The 17,856-nt window shown below is 72.4% G+C and carries 16 protein-coding genes; 12 read left to right on the top strand and 4 right to left on the bottom strand.

The features are described 5' to 3' along the window. Nucleotide 1 precedes the first annotated feature (1 nt). The 3 genes from ACI2LW_RS20160 (at nucleotide 2) to ACI2LW_RS20150 (ending at nucleotide 2,021) form a co-directional block, all read left to right on the top strand. Nucleotides 2-652: an AIM24 family protein gene (locus ACI2LW_RS20160; protein WP_404732563.1), complete on the top strand. Its 651-nt coding sequence runs from the start codon at nucleotides 2-4 to the stop codon at nucleotides 650-652. Next, nucleotides 649-1,452: an AIM24 family protein gene (locus ACI2LW_RS20155; protein WP_404732562.1), complete on the top strand. Its 804-nt coding sequence runs from the start codon at nucleotides 649-651 to the stop codon at nucleotides 1,450-1,452. The genes ACI2LW_RS20160 and ACI2LW_RS20155 overlap by 4 nt, the downstream gene beginning before the upstream one ends. 92 nt (nucleotides 1,453-1,544) lie before the next feature. Next, a complete protein-coding gene (locus ACI2LW_RS20150) occupies nucleotides 1,545-2,021 on the top strand; it encodes a MarR family winged helix-turn-helix transcriptional regulator (protein WP_404732561.1) in 477 nt (158 codons plus the stop codon). A gap of 235 nt (nucleotides 2,022-2,256) precedes the next feature. On the opposite strand, the gene meaB is transcribed toward ACI2LW_RS20150, so the two are convergent. Beyond that, on the bottom strand, nucleotides 2,257-3,213 hold the full coding sequence (meaB, locus tag ACI2LW_RS20145; protein ID WP_404732560.1) for a methylmalonyl Co-A mutase-associated GTPase MeaB: 957 nt from the start codon (nucleotides 3,211-3,213) through the stop codon (nucleotides 2,257-2,259). A 97-nt stretch (nucleotides 3,214-3,310) separates the two neighbouring features. After that, nucleotides 3,311-4,510, bottom strand: a complete 1,200-nt coding sequence (locus ACI2LW_RS20140) for an acetyl-CoA C-acetyltransferase (RefSeq protein WP_404732559.1) — start codon at nucleotides 4,508-4,510, stop codon at nucleotides 3,311-3,313. 150 nt (nucleotides 4,511-4,660) lie between these two features. Here ACI2LW_RS20140 and mce point away from each other — a divergent pair, with 150 nt between their 5' ends. The 7 genes from mce (at nucleotide 4,661) to ACI2LW_RS20105 (ending at nucleotide 14,721) form a co-directional block, all read left to right on the top strand. Continuing rightward, nucleotides 4,661-5,101 (top strand): methylmalonyl-CoA epimerase, encoded by a 441-nt coding sequence (gene mce, locus ACI2LW_RS20135; protein WP_404732558.1) that lies wholly within the window; start codon nucleotides 4,661-4,663, stop codon nucleotides 5,099-5,101. Nucleotides 5,102-5,335: 234 nt separating this feature from the next. Further along, nucleotides 5,336-9,184, top strand: a complete 3,849-nt coding sequence (scy, locus tag ACI2LW_RS20130; protein ID WP_404732557.1) for a polarized growth protein Scy — start codon at nucleotides 5,336-5,338, stop codon at nucleotides 9,182-9,184. Between the two features lie 182 nt (nucleotides 9,185-9,366). After that, nucleotides 9,367-10,305, top strand: a complete 939-nt coding sequence (locus tag ACI2LW_RS20125) for a cellulose-binding protein (protein ID WP_404732556.1) — start codon at nucleotides 9,367-9,369, stop codon at nucleotides 10,303-10,305. A gap of 107 nt (nucleotides 10,306-10,412) precedes the next feature. Further along, nucleotides 10,413-11,540 (top strand): ATP-binding cassette domain-containing protein, encoded by a 1,128-nt coding sequence (locus ACI2LW_RS20120; protein ID WP_404732555.1) that lies wholly within the window; start codon nucleotides 10,413-10,415, stop codon nucleotides 11,538-11,540. Nucleotides 11,541-11,543: 3 nt separating this feature from the next. Further along, nucleotides 11,544-12,314 carry an ABC transporter permease subunit gene (locus tag ACI2LW_RS20115; RefSeq protein WP_404732554.1) on the top strand — a complete coding sequence of 257 codons (771 nt, stop codon included), beginning with the start codon at nucleotides 11,544-11,546 and terminating at the stop codon, nucleotides 12,312-12,314. 215 nt (nucleotides 12,315-12,529) lie between these two features. Further along, entirely contained in the window at nucleotides 12,530-13,852 is a 1,323-nt protein-coding gene (locus ACI2LW_RS20110) for an ABC transporter ATP-binding protein (RefSeq protein WP_404732553.1), read from the top strand. Then, nucleotides 13,849-14,721, top strand: coding sequence for an ABC transporter permease (locus ACI2LW_RS20105; RefSeq protein WP_404732552.1), 873 nt, complete (start codon nucleotides 13,849-13,851; stop codon nucleotides 14,719-14,721). The genes ACI2LW_RS20110 and ACI2LW_RS20105 overlap by 4 nt, the downstream gene beginning before the upstream one ends. Nucleotides 14,722-14,725: 4 nt before the next feature. Here the strand turns inward: ACI2LW_RS20105 and ACI2LW_RS20100 are convergent, their stop codons facing one another. Beyond that, a complete protein-coding gene (locus tag ACI2LW_RS20100; protein WP_404732551.1) occupies nucleotides 14,726-15,058 on the bottom strand; it encodes an ATP/GTP-binding protein in 333 nt (110 codons plus the stop codon). A gap of 244 nt (nucleotides 15,059-15,302) precedes the next feature. Between ACI2LW_RS20100 and ACI2LW_RS20095 the strand changes: the two genes are divergently transcribed. Next, the gene (locus ACI2LW_RS20095) at nucleotides 15,303-16,331 is read left to right on the top strand and encodes an LLM class flavin-dependent oxidoreductase (protein ID WP_404732550.1); all 1,029 of its coding nucleotides are present in this window, start codon (nucleotides 15,303-15,305) and stop codon (nucleotides 16,329-16,331) included. An 83-nt stretch (nucleotides 16,332-16,414) separates the two neighbouring features. Here the strand turns inward: ACI2LW_RS20095 and ACI2LW_RS20090 are convergent, their stop codons facing one another. Next, nucleotides 16,415-16,807 (bottom strand): SCO5389 family protein, encoded by a 393-nt coding sequence (locus tag ACI2LW_RS20090; RefSeq protein ID WP_404732549.1) that lies wholly within the window; start codon nucleotides 16,805-16,807, stop codon nucleotides 16,415-16,417. 299 nt (nucleotides 16,808-17,106) lie between these two features. Here ACI2LW_RS20090 and nucS point away from each other — a divergent pair, with 299 nt between their 5' ends. Continuing rightward, the gene (gene nucS, locus ACI2LW_RS20085; protein WP_404732548.1) at nucleotides 17,107-17,793 is read left to right on the top strand and encodes an endonuclease NucS; all 687 of its coding nucleotides are present in this window, start codon (nucleotides 17,107-17,109) and stop codon (nucleotides 17,791-17,793) included. Nucleotides 17,794-17,856 lie beyond the last annotated feature (63 nt).

The raw sequence follows: 17,856 nt of genomic DNA, 5'->3' as shown, positions 1-17,856 counted from the left end.
CATGGCGTTTCGTGAGATCAACTCGAAGATGATCGAGGCGACGGTGGTGCCGGGGCAGCGGCTGTTCAGCCAGCGCGGCGCCATGCTCGCCTACAAGGGCGAGGTCTCCTTCACCCCCAGCACGCAGGGCGGCCAGGGCGGGCTGATGTCCATGATCGGGCGGCGGGTCGCCGGGGAGGCGACGCCCCTGATGTCGGTGGAGGGCAGCGGCACCGTGTTCTTCGGGCACGGCGGCCACCATGTGCAGGTGATCAACCTGACGGGCGACACCCTCTACGTCGAGGCCGACCGGCTGCTGGCCTTCGAGGGCACCCTCCAGCAGGGCACGATGTTCATGGGCTCGCAGGGCGGGGTCATGGGCATGGTGCGCGGGCAGGTCACCGGGCAGGGACTGTTCACGACCACCCTCAAGGGCCACGGATCCGTGGCCGTGATGGCGCACGGCGGTGTCTTCGAGGTCCCGATCACCCCGCAGCGGCCCGTCCACGTCGACCCGCAGGCCTACGTCGCCCACCACGGCGACGTCCGCAACAAGCTGTCCGCCGCCCTGGGCTGGCGCGACATGGTGGGGCGCGGCTCCGGTGAGGCCTTCCAGCTGGAGCTGAGCGGCAGCGGCGCGGTCTACGTCCAGGCCTCGGAGGAGAAGCTGTGAACGCGTACGGAGCGCCCGGTGCCGGGCCCGTGGTGCACGACCCGATGACCCTGCCGGCCGACGACAACGTCAACAGCTACACCTTCTGCGTGGAGCTCAAGGGGAGCCAGTGGTTCCTGCAGAAGGGGAAGATGATCGCCTACTACGGGGCGATCGAGTTCAACGGTGTCGGGCACGGCCGGCTGGACCGGCTGGTGCGCACCTCGTTCCATTCGCCTCTGCACGCGAGCGACTGGGTCGTGGCGGAGGGCTCGGGCAAGATGCTGCTCGCCGACCGGGCCTTCGATGTCAATTCCTATGACCTGGACGACGGCAATCTGACCATTCGCTCGGGCAACCTGCTCGCTTTTCAGCCAAGTCTGGCACTCAAACAGTCGATCGTGCCGGGCTTTCTGACCCTGATCGGAACCGGCAAGTTCGTGGCCGCGTCCAACGGACCGGTGGTGTTCATGGAACCCCCGATCCGGGTGGACCCGCAGGCGCTCGTGGGGTGGGCCGACTGCCCCTCCCCGTGCCACCACTACGACCACGGGTACATGACCGGGGTAATGGGCGGTCTACGTGCGATGACGGGGCTGGGCGGGGCCTCCGGCGAGGAGCACCAGTTCGAGTTCGTGGGGGCGGGTACCGTCCTGCTCCAGTCGAGCGAGACACTGATGGCGGAGCAGGCCACGGGGGCGGTGCCGCACGAGCCCGGAGTGCCGGGCGGCGGCGGGGTGGCCGGAAGCCACGGAGGGCAAGCCGGCGCACCGCGCCTTCCCGGACAGCTGGGGGACCTCCAGCGTCGCTTCGGGCTGTGAGCGGTAGTCTGCGGAGTGTGACATCGAACGCGTGCGCACAGTCACACCACCGTTAGTAGTTCGCCTTTCAACATTTTAGGTAGACTTCATTCATGGAGACCGAGACGGCCACGCGCTGGCTGACCGATGCGGAGCAGTGCGCCTGGCGCACCCACCTGGAGGTCAACAGGCTGTTGACGTACCAGCTCGAGAAGGACCTGCAGCCGTTCGGCCTGACAATGAACGACTACGAGATCCTGGTGAACCTCTCCGAGTCGGAGGACGTGCGGATGCGGATGAGCGACCTCGCGGCCGCCACCCTCCAGTCCAAGAGCCGCCTCTCGCACCAGATCACCAGGATGGAGAACGCGAACCTGGTCCGCCGCGAGAACTGCGAGTCCGACCGCAGAGGGCTGTACGCCGTCCTCACCGAGCACGGCATGGAGACCATGCAGAAGGTGGCGCCGCACCACGTGGCGTCCGTGCGCAGGCACTTCATCGACCTGCTGGACCCCGAGGCCCTGGCCGAGCTGGACAAGGCGCTGAAGCCGATCGCCGAGCATCTGCGGGGGCAGCGGGGCCGGCCCTGAGGCGCCGCCCGCCCGGGCCCGCTCCCGGGCGCTGACACCGGCACGCACGGCGACGGGCGGGGACCTCTCGCGTGAGAGGTCCCCGCCCGTCGCCATGACCCGGGTCGGGCCCGGGACGGGTTCAGCTCAGGCTTGGGTCGGGCCCAGGTCCCGCCCGGGACAGGCCCAGCTCAGGCTTGGGTGAGGCCCAGGTCCCGCCCGGGACAGGCCAGGTCGGGTCCGGGTCAGGCCCAGGTCAGGACTGGGTGAGGCCCGCCACCAGTTCGTCGGCCGCGCGGTAGGGGTCCAGTTCACCCGCCACGATGCGCTCGGCGAGGGCGCTCAGGCGCCGGTCGCCGTGCAGGTCGCCGATGCGCTCGCGCAGGGCCGTGACGGCGATCGTCTCCACCTCGCGCGAGGCCCGGGCCAGCCGGCGCTCGGCGAGCACGCCCCGCTCCTCCATCCAGGCCCGGTGCTTCTCCAGGGCCTCGACGACCTCGTCCACGCCCTCCGCCCGGGCCGCCACCGTCTTGACGATGGGCGGGCGCCAGTCGCCGGGGGCGCGGGACTCGCCCAGGCCCAGCATGTGGTTCAGCTCCCGGGCGGTGGCGTCCGCGCCGTCGCGGTCGGCCTTGTTGACCACGTAGACGTCGCCGATCTCCAGGATGCCCGCCTTGGCCGCCTGGATGCCGTCGCCCATGCCGGGGGCCAGCAGGACGACCGAGGTGTCCGCCTGGGAGGCGATCTCCACCTCCGACTGGCCCACGCCGACGGTCTCCACCAGGATCACGTCGCAGCCGGCCGCGTCCAGCACCCGGATCGCCTGCGGCGCGGCCCAGGCCAGCCCGCCGAGGTGGCCGCGGGTGGCCATGGAGCGGATGTAGACGCCCGGGTCGGAGGCGTGCTCCGACATCCGGACACGGTCGCCGAGCAGGGCCCCGCCGGAGAACGGCGAGGACGGGTCCACGGCCAGCACACCGACCCGCCTGCCCTGCTTGCGGTACGCCGTCACCAGCGCCGACGTGGACGTCGACTTGCCCACGCCCGGGGACCCGGTCAGCCCGACGACGTACGCGTTGCCCGTCAGCGGGGCCAGCGCCTCCATGACCTCCCGCAACTGCGGGGACGCCCCCTCCACCAGGGAGATCAGCCGGGCCACGGCCCGCGGCCGGCCTTCCCTGGCCTGGGCCACCAGAGAGGAGACGTCCTGCATCACAGCTCCGTTCACAAGGTCCGCGCCGGCGGGTCGCGCCGCGCGGTGGGTCGTAGGGACAGATGGGCCGTTGGGACAGCCGGGCCGGCGAGGCCGGTTACGCCTTCGGTACCCGGACGATCAGGGCGTCACCCTGGCCGCCGCCACCGCACAGCGCCGCCGCGCCCACGCCGCCGCCGCGGCGCTTGAGCTCCAGGGCCAGGTGGAGCACCAGACGGGCGCCGGACATCCCGATCGGGTGACCCAGGGCGATGGCGCCGCCGTTCACGTTCACCTTTTCCGTGGACACCCCGAGGTCCTTCATTGACTGCACGGCGACCGCGGCGAAGGCCTCGTTGATCTCGATGAGGTCGAGGTCGGAGACCTCCAGGCCCTCCTTCTTCAGGGCGTGCAGGATCGCGTTGGACGGCTGGGACTGCAGCGAGTTGTCCGGCCCGGCCACGTTGCCGTGGGCGCCGATCTCGGCGATCCAGTCCAGGCCCAGCTCCTGGGCCTTGGCCTTGCTCATCACGACCACGGCCGCGGCGCCGTCGGAGATCTGCGAGGAGGTGCCGGCGGTGATGGTGCCGTCCTTGGCGAAGGCCGGCCGGAGCTTGCCCAGCGACTCGGCCGTGGTGTCCCCGCGGATGCCCTCGTCCTTGCTGAACAGGACCGGGTCGCCCTTGCGCTGCGGGATCTCCACCGGGGTGATCTCCGCCTCGAAGACGCCGTTCTTCTGCGCGGCGGCGGCCCGCTGGTGGGACAGGGCGGCGATCTCGTCCTGCTCGGCGCGGCCGATGCCCAGGCGGGTGTTGTGCTTCTCGGTGGACTCGCCCATGGCGATGTTCTCGAAGGAGTCGGTCAGGCCGTCGTGGGCCATCGCGTCGAGCATCTGCACCGCGCCGTACTTGAAGCCCTCGCGGGACTTGGGCAGCAGGTGGGGGGCGTTGGTCATGGACTCCTGGCCGCCCGCGACGACCACGTCGAACTCACCCGCGCGGATCAGCTGGTCGGCCAGCGCGATCGCGTCGAGGCCCGACAGGCACACCTTGTTGATCGTGAGCGCCGGGACGCTCATCGGGATACCGGCCTTGACCGCGGCCTGGCGCGCCGGGATCTGCCCCGCCCCGGCCTGCAGCACCTGGCCCATGATCACGTACTGCACCTGGTCGCCGCCGATCCCCGCACGGTCGAGGGCGGCCTTGATCGCGAAACCGCCGAGGTCGGCTCCGGAGAAGGACTTCAGCGAGCCCAGCAGCCGTCCCATGGGCGTACGGGCGCCCGCGACGATCACCGAGCTGTTCGTTGACGAAGACATCAGCTGCGATCCCCTTACCGGCCTGCACGGGCCGAGGAGTGAACGAGGGTTTACTTCGAATGTACTGAGGGGCGGACCACCCCGTCATCGGGCCGTCGGTGTGATCGCGCGCACGTTGCGTAACCACTCAGGTAGCGCTGCACTGAATCCATGCTGACGCGAATCGACCACATCGGGATCGCCTGCCACGACCTCGACGCGACCGTCGAGTTCTACCGGGCCACCTACGGCTTCGAGGTGTTCCACACCGAGGTCAACGAGGAGCAGGGCGTGCGCGAGGCCATGCTCAAGATCAACGAGACGTCCGACGGAGGCGCCTCCTACCTGCAGCTTCTGGAGCCCACCCGGGAGGACTCCACCGTCGCCAAGTGGCTCGCCAAGAACGGCGAGGGCGTCCACCACATCGCCTTCGGTACGGCGGACGTCGACGCCGACGCCGCGGACATCCGCGGCAAGGGCGTACGCGTTCTGTACGAGGAGCCGCGACGCGGCTCCATGGGGTCACGGATCACCTTCCTGCACCCCAAGGATTGTCACGGCGTCCTGACAGAACTGGTCACATCGGCGCCCGTTGAGTCGTCCGAGCACTGACCCACGTACATATGGGCCGGTAGGGTTGGGGGCGGTCGTCCCCGAAGCGGGGGCGGCCGGGTCCTGCCGTCCTTCGGCCGGACCCGTCCGGGGTCCGGGTTTCGGGGGACGAGCGCCGGGGCAGCAGCCCATGCTCCGCCGTTGATCTGACACCATTCCCCGGGGGCCCCGTTCGGCGGATGGACGGAGCTCGTTTGGACAGGCTTGCGACCAGGGGACGGATGGGACCGCGCAGTGCGGGGCTACGAACGCCAGGAGCGAGAGCCGGCGGCTGACGTCGACCACCTCTCTCGGTTCGAGGCCGAGATGGATCGGCTGAAGACCGAGCGGGAAAAGGCGATCCAGCACGCCGAGGACCTCGGCTACCAGGTCGAGGTGCTGCGCGCCAAGCTGCACGAGGCGCGGCGCACCATCATGTCCCGGCCCGCCTACGACAGCGCCGACATCGGCTACCAGGCCGAGCAGCTGCTGCGCAACGCGCAGATGCAGGCCGACCAGATCCGCGCCGACGCCGAGCGCGAGCTGAGCCAGGCCCGGGCGCAGACCCAGCGGATCCTCCAGGAGCACGCCGAGCAGGCCGCGCGGCTCCAGGCCGAGCTGCACCAGGAGGCGGTCACCCGCCGCCAGCAGCTCGACCAGGAGCTCGCCGAGCGCCGGCAGACCGTCGAGTCGCACGTCAACGAGAACGTGGCGTGGGCCGAGCAGCTGCGCGCCCGCACCGAGCAGCAGGCCCGGCGGCTGCTCGACGAGTCCAGGGCCGAGGCCGAGCAGGCCATGGCCGCCGCCCGCGCCGAGGCCGAGCGGCTGACCGCCGAGGCCCGGCAGCGGCTGCAGAGCGAGGCCGAGTCCGCCCGCGCGGAGGCCGAGCAGATCCTGCGCCGCGCCCGCACCGACGCCGAACGGCTGCTGAACGCCGCCTCCACCCAGGCGCAGGAGGCCACCGACCACGCCGAGCAGCTGCGCACCTCCACCGTCACCGAGTCGGACGCCGCCCGCCGGCAGGCCGCCGAGCTGAGCCGCGCCGCCGAGCAGCGCATGGCCGAGGCCGAGGAGGCGCTGCGCAAGGCCCAGTCCGAGGCCGAGAAGGTGGTCGCCGAGGCCAAGGAGGCCGCGGCCAAGGCGCTGGCGAGCGCGGAGTCGGCCAACGAGCAGCGCACCCGTACGGCCAAGGAGCAGGTCGCCCGGCTGGTCGAGGAGGCCACCAAGGAGGCCGAGACCACCAAGTCCGAGGCCGAGCAGCTGGTCGCGGACGCCCGCGCCGAGGCGGAGAAGATCGTCGCGGAGGCCGCCGAGAAGGCCCGTACGATCACCGCCGAGGAGAGCGCGACCCAGCTCTCCAAGGCGGCCAAGACCGCCGAGGACGTGCTGAACAAGGCGGCCGAGGACGCCAGGAACACCACCAAGGCCGCGGCCGAGGAGGCCGAGCGCATCCGCCGCGAGGCCGAGGCCGAGGCGGACCGGCTGCGCGCCGAGGCGCACGACATCGCCGCCCAGCTCAAGGGCGCGGCGAAGGACGACACCAAGGAGTACCGCGCCAAGACCGTCGAGCTGCAGGAGGAGGCCCGCCGGCTGCGCGGCGAGGCCGAGCAGCTGCGCGCCGACGCGGTCGCCGAGGGCGAGAAGATCCGCGCCGAGGCCCGGCGCGAGGCCGTGCAGCAGATCGAGGAGGCGGCCAGGACCGCCGAGGAGCTGCTGTCCAAGGCCAAGGCCGACGCCGACGAGCTGCGCTCCACCGCGCAGACCGACAGCGAGAAGGTCCGCACCGAGGCCATCGAGCGGGCCACCACCCTGCGCCGGCAGGCCGAGGAGACCCTGGAGCGCACCCGCAAGGAGGCCGAGCGGCACCGCGCGGAGGCCGAGGAGCAGGCCGAGTCGGTCCGGGCGGACGCCGAGCGGGCCGCGCGCGAGCTGCGCGAGGAGACCGAGCGGGCCGTCGAGGCCCGGCATGCCGAGGCCGCCGAGGAGCTCACCCGGCTGCACACCGAGGCCGAGCAGCGGCTCGCCGCCGCCGAGCAGGCGCTGGCCGACGCCCGCGAGGAGGCCGCGCGGATCCGCCGCGAGGCCGCCGAGGAGACCGAGCGGCTGCGCGCCGAGGCCGCCGAGCGCATCCGCACGCTCCAGCAGCAGGCGGAGGCCGAGGCGGAGCGGCTGCGCGACGAGGCCGCCGCCGACGCGTCCGCCTCCCGGGCCGAGGGCGAGGCCGTCGCCGTACGGCTGCGGTCGGAGGCCGCCGCCGAGGCCGAGCGGCTGAAGGCGGAGGCGCAGGACACCGCCGACCGGGTCCGCGCGGAGGCGCAGGCCGCCGCCGAGCGGCTGGGCGCCGAGGCGACCGAGACGCTGGCCGCCGCCCAGGAGGAGGCCGCCCGGCGCCGCCGCGAGGCCGAGGAGCTCCTCGGCGCCGCGCGCACCGAGGCCGACCAGGAGCGCGAGCGGGCCCGCGAGCAGAGCGAGGAGCTGCTGGCCTCGGCGCGCAACCGGGTGGAGGAGGCGCAGGCCGAGGCCACCCGGCTGGTGGAGGAGGCCGACCGGCGCGCCACCGAGATGGTGTCCGCCGCCGAGCAGCACGCCCAGCAGGTGCGCGACTCCGTCGCCGGGCTGCACGAGCAGGCCCAGGAGGAGATCACCGGGCTGCGCTCGGCCGCCGAGCACGCGGCGGACCGTACCCGCCGGGAGGCCGAGGAGGAGGCGGACCGGGTCCGCGCCGACGCCTACGCCGAGCGGGAGCGGGCCAGCGAGGACGCCTCCCGGCTGCGGCGCGAGGCCCAGGACGAGGCCGAGGCGGCCAAGGTGCTCGCCGAGCGCACGGTCTCCGAGGCGATCGGCGAGGCCGAGCGGGTCCGCGCGGACGCCGCCGAGCACGCCCAGCGGGTGCGCACGGAGGCCTCCGACACGATCGCGCAGGCCGACCAGGACGCCGCCCGCACCCGGGCGGAGGCCCGCGAGGACGCCAACCGGATCCGGTCGGACGCGGCGGCCCAGGCGGACGCCCTCATCAGCGAGGCGCGCTCCGAGGCCGAGCGGCTGCAGACGGAGACCGTCGACGAGGCCGACCGGCTGCGCGCCGAGTCCGTCGCCACCGCGGAGAGGCTCATCTCCGACGCCACCGGCGACGCGGAGCGGCTGCGCGCCGAGGCCGCCGAGGCGGTCGGCTCCGCGCGGCAGCACGCCGAGCGCGTCCGTGCCGAGTCCGAGCGGCTCAGGGCGGACGCGCAGGCCGAGGCCGAGCGCACCCTGGCCGCCGCCCGCGAGGAGGCGGAGCGGACGCTGGACGAGGCCCGCCGGGACGCCAACAAGCGGCGCTCGGAGGCGGCCGAGCAGGTCGACAAGCTCATCACCGAGACCACGGCGGAGGCCGACAAGCTGCTCACCGAGGCGCAGGAGACCGCCGTCAAGACCAAGGCGGACGCCGAGTCGCAGGCCGACACCATGGTCGGCGCGGCCCGCAAGGAGGCCGACCGGATCCTGTCCGAGGCCAGGGTCGAGGGCAACTCCGCGGTGGAGAAGGCCCGTACGGACGCCGACGAGCTGCTGGTGGGCGCCCGGCTGGACGCCACCCGGATCCGGGAGCGCGCCGAGGAGCTGCGCGACCGGCTGACGGCCGAGATCGAGGAGCTGCACGAGCGGGCCCGCCGCGAGGCAGCCGAGACCATGAAGTCGACGGGCGACCGCTGCGACGCGCTGATCAAGGCGGCCGAGGAGCAGCTGGCCAAGGCCCAGGCCAAGGCGAAGGAGATCGTCTCCGAGGCCAACTCCGAGGCGGGCAAGGTGCGCATCGCCGCGGTGAAGAAGGCCGAGGGGCTGCTGAAGGAGGCCGAGCAGAAGAAGGCCGCCCTGGTGAAGGAGGCCGAGGAGCTCAGGGCCGAGGCGGTGCGCGAGGCCCGGGCCACGGTCGAGGAGGGCAAGCGGGAGCTGGAGATCCTGGTGCGCCGGCGCGAGGACATCAATGCCGAGATCTCCCGTGTCCAGGACGTCCTCGAGGCGTTGGAATCCTTCGAGGCCCCGTCGTCCGCGAAGGACGGCGGCGTCAAGGCCGGCGCGACGGTGGGGGCGCCCCGGTCGGGTGGAAAGGCGTCGGAGGGGTAGCGTGAGGGGGCGTTACCGGGTCTTGTGGGGGCTTTGCCCCAGTCCTTGGCAAGCTCTCCGGCGGTCAGCCACTCAAAAGAGGTGTCATTCTCCAGATCAAACACGTATCCGCTCGATGACACACCGCTTCGGCCCCTAGGATTCCACCTATCACCTCACCGGTCTCATTCGACAGGAACCCCATGAGCGACACTTCCCCCTACGGCTTCGAGCTTGTGCGGCGTGGGTACGACCGCGCTCAGGTGGACGAACGGATCTCCAAGCTCGTCTCCGACCGTGACAGCGCTCTCGCCCGCATCACCGCTCTGGAGAAGCGCATCGAGGAACTCCACCTCGAGACGCAGAACGCCCAGGCCCAGGTGAACGACGCGGAGCCGTCGTACGCGGGTCTCGGCGCGCGCGTCGAGAAGATCCTGCGCCTCGCCGAGGAAGAGGCCAAGGATCTGCGGGAGGAGGCCCGGCGCGCGGCCGAACAGCACCGCGAGCTCGCCGAGTCGGCGGCCCAGCAGGTCCGCAACGACGCGGAGTCGTTCGCCGCGGAGCGCAAGGCCAAGGCCGAGGACGAGGGCATCCGGATCGTCGAGAAGGCCAAGAGCGACGCCTCGCAGCTGCGCGCCGAGGCGCAGAAGGACGCGCAGTCCAAGCGCGAGGAGGCGGACGCCCTCTTCGAGGAGACGCGCGCCAAGGCCGCCCAGGCCGCCGCCGACTTCGAGACGAACCTCGCCAAGCGCCGCGAGCAGTCCGAGCGCGACCTGGCCTCGCGTCAGGCCAAGGCCGAGAAGCGGCTCGCCGAGATCGAGCACCGCGCCGAGCAGCTGCGCCTGGAGGCCGAGAAGCTGCGCACCGACGCCGAGCGCCGCGCCCGCCAGACGGTGGAGACGGCCCAGCGCCAGGCCGAGGACATCGTGGCCGACGCCAACGCCAAGGCGGACCGCATCCGTTCGGAGTCCGAGCGCGAGCTGGCGGCCCTGACCAACCGCCGCGACTCGATCAACGCCCAGCTGACGAACGTGCGCGAGATGCTGGCGACCCTCACGGGTGCCGCGGTGGCCGCCACCGGCGCGCCCGCCACCGAGGACGAGCCGATCTCCCGCGGGGTCCCCGCCCAGCAGACCCGGTGACCCGGACCCGGTGATCGCCTGCCGCGGGACCGTGCGCGGCTGAGCGTCGCACAGGGCCCCCCGCCACTGAAGTGGCGGGGGGCCCTGTGCCGTCCTAGCGTGGCCGCATGATCGAGCTCGCGGGGCTGACCAAGCGGTACGGCGGGAAACTGGCGGTGGACGACCTCACCCTCACCGTCGGACCGGGCACCGTCACGGGCTTCCTCGGACCCAACGGCGCCGGGAAGTCGACCACCATGCGGATGATCCTCGGTCTCGATCACCCGACCGCGGGCGATGTGCTGATCGACGGCCGGCACTACCACGAGCTGAAGGACCCGCTGACGTACATCGGCGCCCTGCTGGACGCGGGGGCCGTGCACGGCGGGCGCAGCGCCCGCAACCATCTGCTGTGCCTGGCGCACAGCAACGGCATCCCGGCCGCGCGGGTGGACGAGGTGCTGGACATCGTGGGTCTGACCGCGGTGGCACGCAAGAAGGCCAAGGGCTTCTCGCTCGGTATGAGCCAGCGGCTCGGCATCGCCGGCGCGCTGCTGGGCGACCCGCGGATCCTGATGTTCGACGAGCCGGTCAACGGCCTGGACCCCGAGGGCATCCACTGGATCCGCGGCCTGATGCGCTCGCTGGCCGCCGAGGGCCGTACGGTCTTCGTCTCCTCCCATCTGATGAGCGAGATGGCCCTGACCGCCGAGCACCTCGTCGTCATCGGCCAGGGCCGGCTGCTGGCCGACACGTCCATGAGCGACTTCATCGAGCGCAACTCCCGCTCCTGGGTCCGTATCCGCACCCCCGACCGGGAGCGGCTGCTGGACGCGCTGCACCGGGCCGGGATCACGGCCGTCGAGCGCGGCGGCGGGCTGCTGGAGGTGGACGGCGGGAAGGCCGAGCGCATCGGGGAGCTGGCCGCGCAGCACGGGGTGGTGCTGCACGAACTGAGCACCCGGCAGTCGTCGCTGGAGGAGGCGTTCATGCGGCTGACGGCGGAGTCGGTGGAGTACCACGCCCACGCCGACCCGGCGCACGCCGGTCCGCCGGGCGATTTCCCGCAGGCCGGTCCGCCGGCCGATACCCCGCAGGCCGGAACCGCGGATCCCGGTTCCTTGCCCACCGGTCCCGCGGACGCCGGCCCCGCGCCCACCGGTCCCGGGCGCACCGGACCCGCCGGCCCCGGGCCCGCACGGCCGGGGCAGGCACCCGTCCGGCCGTGGGGCGCCGACTGGAAGAAGGAGCGCTGAGGCATGACGTTGACCCAGGTCGTCAGGTCGGAGTGGACCAAGATCCGGTCGGTCGCGTCCACGGTGTGGACGCTGTCGCTGGCCGTGGTCGTCACCGTCGCCCTCGGCATGCTGATCTCCGCGCTGTCGCGGAGCGAGTTCGGCGACATGCCCGCGCGCGAGCGGATCTCCTTCGACCCGACCTTCGTCAGCTTCGCGGGCACGACCCTCGGCCAGCTGGCGATGATCGTCTTCGGTGTGCTGGTGGTGTCCAACGAGTACAGCACCGGCATGATCCGCACCTCGCTGGCGGCCGTGCCGCGGCGCGGCGCCTTCCTGGCCGGCAAGGTGGCCGTGGCGACCGGGCTCGCCCTGGTGGTCGGCGTGGCGACGAGCTTCGCCGCGTTCTTCCTCGGCCAGGCGATGCTCGGCCCGCTCGGCACGACGATCGGCGCGCCGGGCGTGCTGCGCGCGGTGCTCGGCGGCGGCCTGTACATGACGCTGATCGCGATGTTCTCGATGGGCGTCGCCGTGATGCTGCGCTCGCCCATGCTGTCGCTGGGGATCCTGATGCCGTTCTTCTTCCTGGTCTCCAACATCCTCGGCAATGTGTCGGCGACCAAGAAGGCCGGCCGGTTCCTGCCCGACCAGGCCGGCAGCCGGATCATGCAGGTGGTGCCCCGCGTGGGCGACGACACCCCGTACGGCCCGTGGGGCGGCCTGGGCATCATGGTGCTGTGGGTGATCGCGGCGCTGGCCGGCGGCTATGCGCTGCTGCGCCGGCGGGACGCATAGGTCCAGGCGCGTAGGTCCGGGCCCATAGGTCCGGGCGCGGCCGGACGGGCTTGGCAACCGGCTCGGAAGCGACCGGACGCGACCGGAAACGGCCGTCCCGTGATCCCCTCGCGTTTTTACCCTCTCTTGGGCGGAACCGTCAGCGCCCGGATATCCTCCTAACCCTTACGGGGGCGTGTGCCCCGCTGACCTGAACCTTTCGATGGGTGCGGAGCATGATCGAGGCAGTCGGCCTGACCAAGCGCTATGGCGACAAGACCGCCGTGTACAACCTCTCCTTCCAGGTGCGGCCGGGCGCCGTCACCGGCTTCCTCGGGCCCAACGGGTCGGGCAAGTCGACGACCATGCGGATGATCCTCGGTCTGGACAACCCGACCGCGGGGACGGTGACCATCGGCGGCTATCCGTACCGCAGGCTGCCCAACGCGCCCCGCCAGGTGGGGGCCCTGCTGGACGCCAAGGCCGTGCACGGCGGCCGGTCCGCCCGCAGCCACCTGCTGAGCCTGGCCCAGCTGTCGGGCATCCCGGCCCGCCGGGTGGACGAGGTGCTCGGGGTCGTCGGTCTGCAGGACGTGGCGAAGAAGCGCTCCAAGGGCTTCTCGCTCGGCATGGGCCAGCGGCTCGGCATCGCCGCCGCACTGCTGGGCGACCCGCAGGTGCTGCTGTTCGACGAGCCGGTGAACGGTCTCGACCCCGAGGGCATCCTCTGGGTGCGCAATCTGATGAAGTCACTGGCCGCCGAGGGCCGGACCGTGTTCGTCTCCAGCCACCTCATGAGCGAGATGGCGCTGACCGCGGACCACCTCATCGTCATCGGGCGGGGCCAGCTGCTCGCCGACATGAGCGTGAAGGACTTCATCTCCGCGAACTCCGCGGACTTCGCCCGCGTCCGCACCCCCGACACCGAGCCGCAGCTGCGCGAGAAGCTCACCGCCGCGCTGACCGAGGCGGGCGGGCACGTGCTGCCCGAGCAGGACGGGGCGCTGCGGGTGACGGGGCTGCCGCTGCCCCGCATCAGCGACCTCGCGCACCAGGCGGACGTACGCCTGTGGGAGCTGTCGCCGCACCAGGCCTCGCTGGAGGAGGCGTACATGCGGATGACGCAGGGAGCCGTCGACTACCGCTCCACCATCGACCAGAAGGCCGGGCTGATGCAGCCGCTGCCGCCCGGCGCGCAGCCGCCCCTGCCGGTCCCGGGCCAGGGCCAGCCCGGCTGGTACGCACCGCCGCCGCCCCAGCAGGGCGGTCAGCCGTTCGCCGCGCCCGGGCAGCCGGGACAGCAGGCGCCGGGGCCGTACGGCGGCGCAGGCGCGGGCCAGGGCGGCCCGTACGGCGCCCCGCCCGCGGACGCCCCGAACCCCTACGCCCAGCCCGCTCCCCCGGCCGCCGCCCCGGCTCCGGCCGCCGCCCCGCAGGTGCCCGCCCAGCCCGCGGCCCCGCAGACCGCACCGGCACCGGCGGCCCCCGCGGCACCGCCCGCCGCTGCAGCCCCGGCCCCCGCCCCCGCCGACACCACCAAGCCCGAGGACGCCCGATGAGCACGCCCCAGCCCCCCATGTCGCAGGCAGCGCCGGCCTGGCAGACGGCGCCCGGGTCCGCGTATCCCGGTTACACCTCGCCGATCCCCGTGGTGCGCACGCACCTCGGGCACGCCGTCGCGTCGGAGTGGACGAAGATCAAGTCCGTGCGCTCCACGATGTGGACGCTCGGGGTGTTCGTGCTGCTCGTGCTCGGGATCGGACTGCTGACCGGCCTGGTGGTCGTCAACTCCTCCTCGGACCTGTCGGGCGAGGAGAACCCGCTGGCGCTGGGCTTCTTCGGGCTGCTGCTCGGCAGCATCTGCGTCATCACCCTCGGCGTGCTGACCACGGCCTCGGAGTACGGCACCGGAATGATCCGCACCACCATGACCGCCTGCCCGACCCGCGGCCGGGTGCTCGCGGCGAAGGCGCTGGTGTTCTTCCTCCTCGCCTTCACCGTCACCCTGGTGTCCACCGGGCTGGTCGCCCTGGCGCAGACGGCGATGCTCGACGGCAGCGGCGCCCGGCAGCCCACCGGCGCGGAGTGGTTCAAGGCGACGGTCGGCGTCAGCCTCTACATGGCCCTGCTCGGGCTGCTCTCGCTCGCCGTCGGCTCGGTGCTGCGCCATTCGGCCGGCGCGATCACCATCATGATCGGCGTGGTGCTCGCCCCGCTGGTCATCGCGCTGTTCATGTTCACGCAGTCGCTGGAGAAGGTGCGCCAGGCGCTGTTCGAGTACTCCATCCCGAACCAGCTGAGCGTCTTCTACTCCAACTCGCTCACCCAGTCCGGCCCCTCGGGCTGGGACCCGCTGTGGATCGTCCTCGGCGTGACGGCCGCCGCCTTCGCGGGCGCCTGGACGCTGCTGAACAAGCGGGACGTGTGAGGGGTCAGAACCTCGGCGCGTTACGGGACCGCTGCACCCGCGTGGTGCGGCGGTCCTTCGCGTTCCAGCAGGCCTTGTGCCAGTGCCTGCGGTCGTCCACGCCGGCGTACTCGGGCCAGGCCACCACGTGCGGCACACCGGAGGGGATCACCTGGTCGCAGCCCGGGCAGCGGTAGGTCTTGCCCTGCGCGCTGGCGCCCGCCACATGGCGCACGCTCCAGTCCTCGCCCCGCCAGCTCTCCGTGGACTGCCAGCCGCCGTAGCGGCCCGCGGGGTCGTCCTCGGGGCTCCGGCCGGACGGGCCGGGGACCTTGGGGCGGTTGCGGCGCGGGGACACAGGACACCTCACGGGGCTTCGGACGGGACGGGCCGCCTCCAGCCTACGCGGCACGGAGGGGGGCGGAGGCGAAGGACGGATCACCGGCCGAACCCCGTCGGCACCGGCTCAAATCCCCTCATCGGACGGCCGATTCCGCAGACAATCCGGAAATCTCTTCGTCAGGCCGTGTCCTCGGCACGTGTCGCCCGGTTATGCCGGGTGGGGGAGCTCCGTGTCGGAGCCGAGGAAGCAGGAAAAGGCAATGCTCGTTGGAAGTTTCGTGCTGGCGGCCCAGTTCCCTGGGCAGGGCCAGGGGGAGGCGCTGCACCGCGCGGTGCGCACGGCCGAGGTCGCGGAGGAGGCGGGCCTCGACGCGGTCTGGCTCGCCGAGCACCACTTCGTACCGTACGGGACGTGCCCGTCGGCCATCACCCTCGCCGCGCTGCTGCTCGGGCGCACCCGCCGGCTGCGGGTGGGCACGGCGGTCAGCGTGCTGCCCACCGTCCACCCGGTCGCCCTCGGCGAGCAGGCGGCGCTGCTGCACGTGACGAGCGGGGGGCGGTTCTCGCTGGGGGTGGGCCGCGGCGGTCCGTGGGTGGACCTGGAGGTCTTCGGGACGGGCCTGGAGGCGTACGAGAAGGGGTTCCCGGAGTCGCTCGACCTGCTGACGCGCTGGCTGCGCGAGCCGGCGGTGTCGGCCTCGGGGGAACGATTCGGCTTCCGTGAGGTCCCGGTCGTGCCGCGCCCCTCGGAGGCGCTCACCGAGGTCCCGGGCCCCGAGGTGGTCGTCGCCTGCACCTCGCCCGCGAGCGTCCGCCTCGCCGCCGAGCGCGGGCTGCCGATGCTGCTCGGGATGCACGTCGGGGACGAGGAGAAGGCCGAGATGGTCGCCCTGTGGCAGCGCTGCGCGCGGGCGGCCGGGCGGCCGGACGACGAGGTCCGCCGCGCGGCGCACGTCTCGGCCGGCGTCTGCCAGATCGCCGACCGGCGCACCGACGCGGAGGAGACCCTGCTGAAGGCGATGCCGGGCTGGCTGCGGCAGGGGCTGGAGGCGCACGTCACGGTGGACGGCCGCGAACGCCGGATGCGCGACCCGCTGGCGTACACCGAACTGCTCTGCGGGCTGCACCCGGTGGGCACTCCGCGGCTGTGCGCCGACCGGCTCGCGGCGACCTCCGAGCGGACCGGCGTCTCCCGCTTCGCCCTGCTCGTCGAGGGCTCGGGCGACCTGGCGGCGACGGAGGAGAACGTACGACGGCTCGGCGCCGAGGTCCTGCCGCAGCTGGGCTAGTCGGACGAGGTCACGGATCGGCTTGCCGCCCCAGCACTCCAAGCACCTCCCGCGAGCGGAGCGGCAAGCATGCGACCACCGCCTCAGCAGTCCCTGAGCTCCGGGGACTGGTTGAGCAGCTGACTGCGCACCGAGGTGAAGCGGGCCAGTGCCTCGTCGGCGGAGGTGTCCGGCGGGAACACCGCCACCCGGTGGCAGTTCTGGAAGGCCAGGCGCACACCGAAGTGCCGCTGCAGCGCACCGCGTATGGCGTCACTCGCGAGCACACGCAGCAGCTGACCGCGTGCCTGCTCGTCCGGCGGGGGCGTCTGGTTGTCGGCGAAGTTGCCGCCGTCCACCTTCAGCTGGGCCACCAGGGAGCTGATCATCTCCCATGCGTAGGGCAGGGAGGTCCGGACGCAGTCGACGAAGTCAGCTTCGTCGACCTCGCCTCGCTCGGCCTGTTCGAGTAGGGCCGGTGAGACGTCGAGCGACATGGGTTCTCCTCTCGCACCCCCGAACAGCAGGGGTTGCCGGACAGATAGGGAAGCTCGCGACACCGGACACGGTGCGTACACATACCGCGACCTCCCGTTCACTACGGTAAGCAACAGAACGGGGGCCCACCAGGCGAATGCGCGTACAGGCAAGGCGGGTTGGGAACACAATCGGCCAGAAGTGAACACGGGTGATCCAGGGAAAAATGGGGCGGCCCGGCGGGTCCGTCCGGCGGTCCGGACGGGGTTTTCCCGGGCGCTTCGCGCGCACCGCCGTACGTCGAGTAGCGTTGCCGACCATGCGTCTCGTCATTGCCCGATGCTCCGTCGACTACGCGGGCCGGCTCACCGCCCACCTGCCGTCAGCGCCCCGTCTGATCCTGGTGAAGGCGGACGGCAGCGTCTCGATCCACGCGGACGACCGCGCCTACAAACCCCTGAACTGGATGTCGCCGCCGTGCACCCTGAAGGAGGACACCGGGGACGCGGGGGCCGACGGCGCGGCGGCGGTGTGGACCGTCGTCAACAAGGCGGGCGAGAAGCTCATCATCACGATGGAGGAGATCCTCCACGACTCCTCGCACGAACTCGGCGTGGACCCGGGGCTGATCAAGGACGGCGTGGAAGCGCACCTGCAGGAGCTGCTCGCCGACCGCATCGAGACGCTCGGCGAGGGCTACACCCTCATCCGGCGCGAGTACATGACGGCCATCGGCCCGGTGGACATCCTGTGCCGGGACGGCGACGGGCAGACGGTCGCGGTGGAGATCAAGCGGCGCGGCGAGATCGACGGCGTGGAACAGCTCACCCGCTACCTGGAGCTGCTCAACCGCGATCCGCATCTCGCCCCGGTGCGCGGCATCTTCGCCGCCCAGGAGATCAAGCCTCAGGCCCGTGTCCTCGCCACCGACCGGGGCATCGGCTGCCAGGTCCTGGACTACGACGCGCTGCGCGGCATCGAGGACGACAAGCTGCGGCTGTTCTGAGGCGGGAAGCCGGCGCACCGCGCCGCGGGTACGCACCGGGGCCGGGTCCGTCTCGTACGGGCC

The sequence above is a fragment of the Streptomyces sp. NPDC004065 genome, from assembly GCF_044903565.1.
In the GTDB taxonomy this organism is placed as follows: Bacteria; Actinomycetota; Actinomycetes; order Streptomycetales; family Streptomycetaceae; genus Streptomyces.
This window is presented reverse-complemented; position numbering and strand designations above follow the sequence as displayed.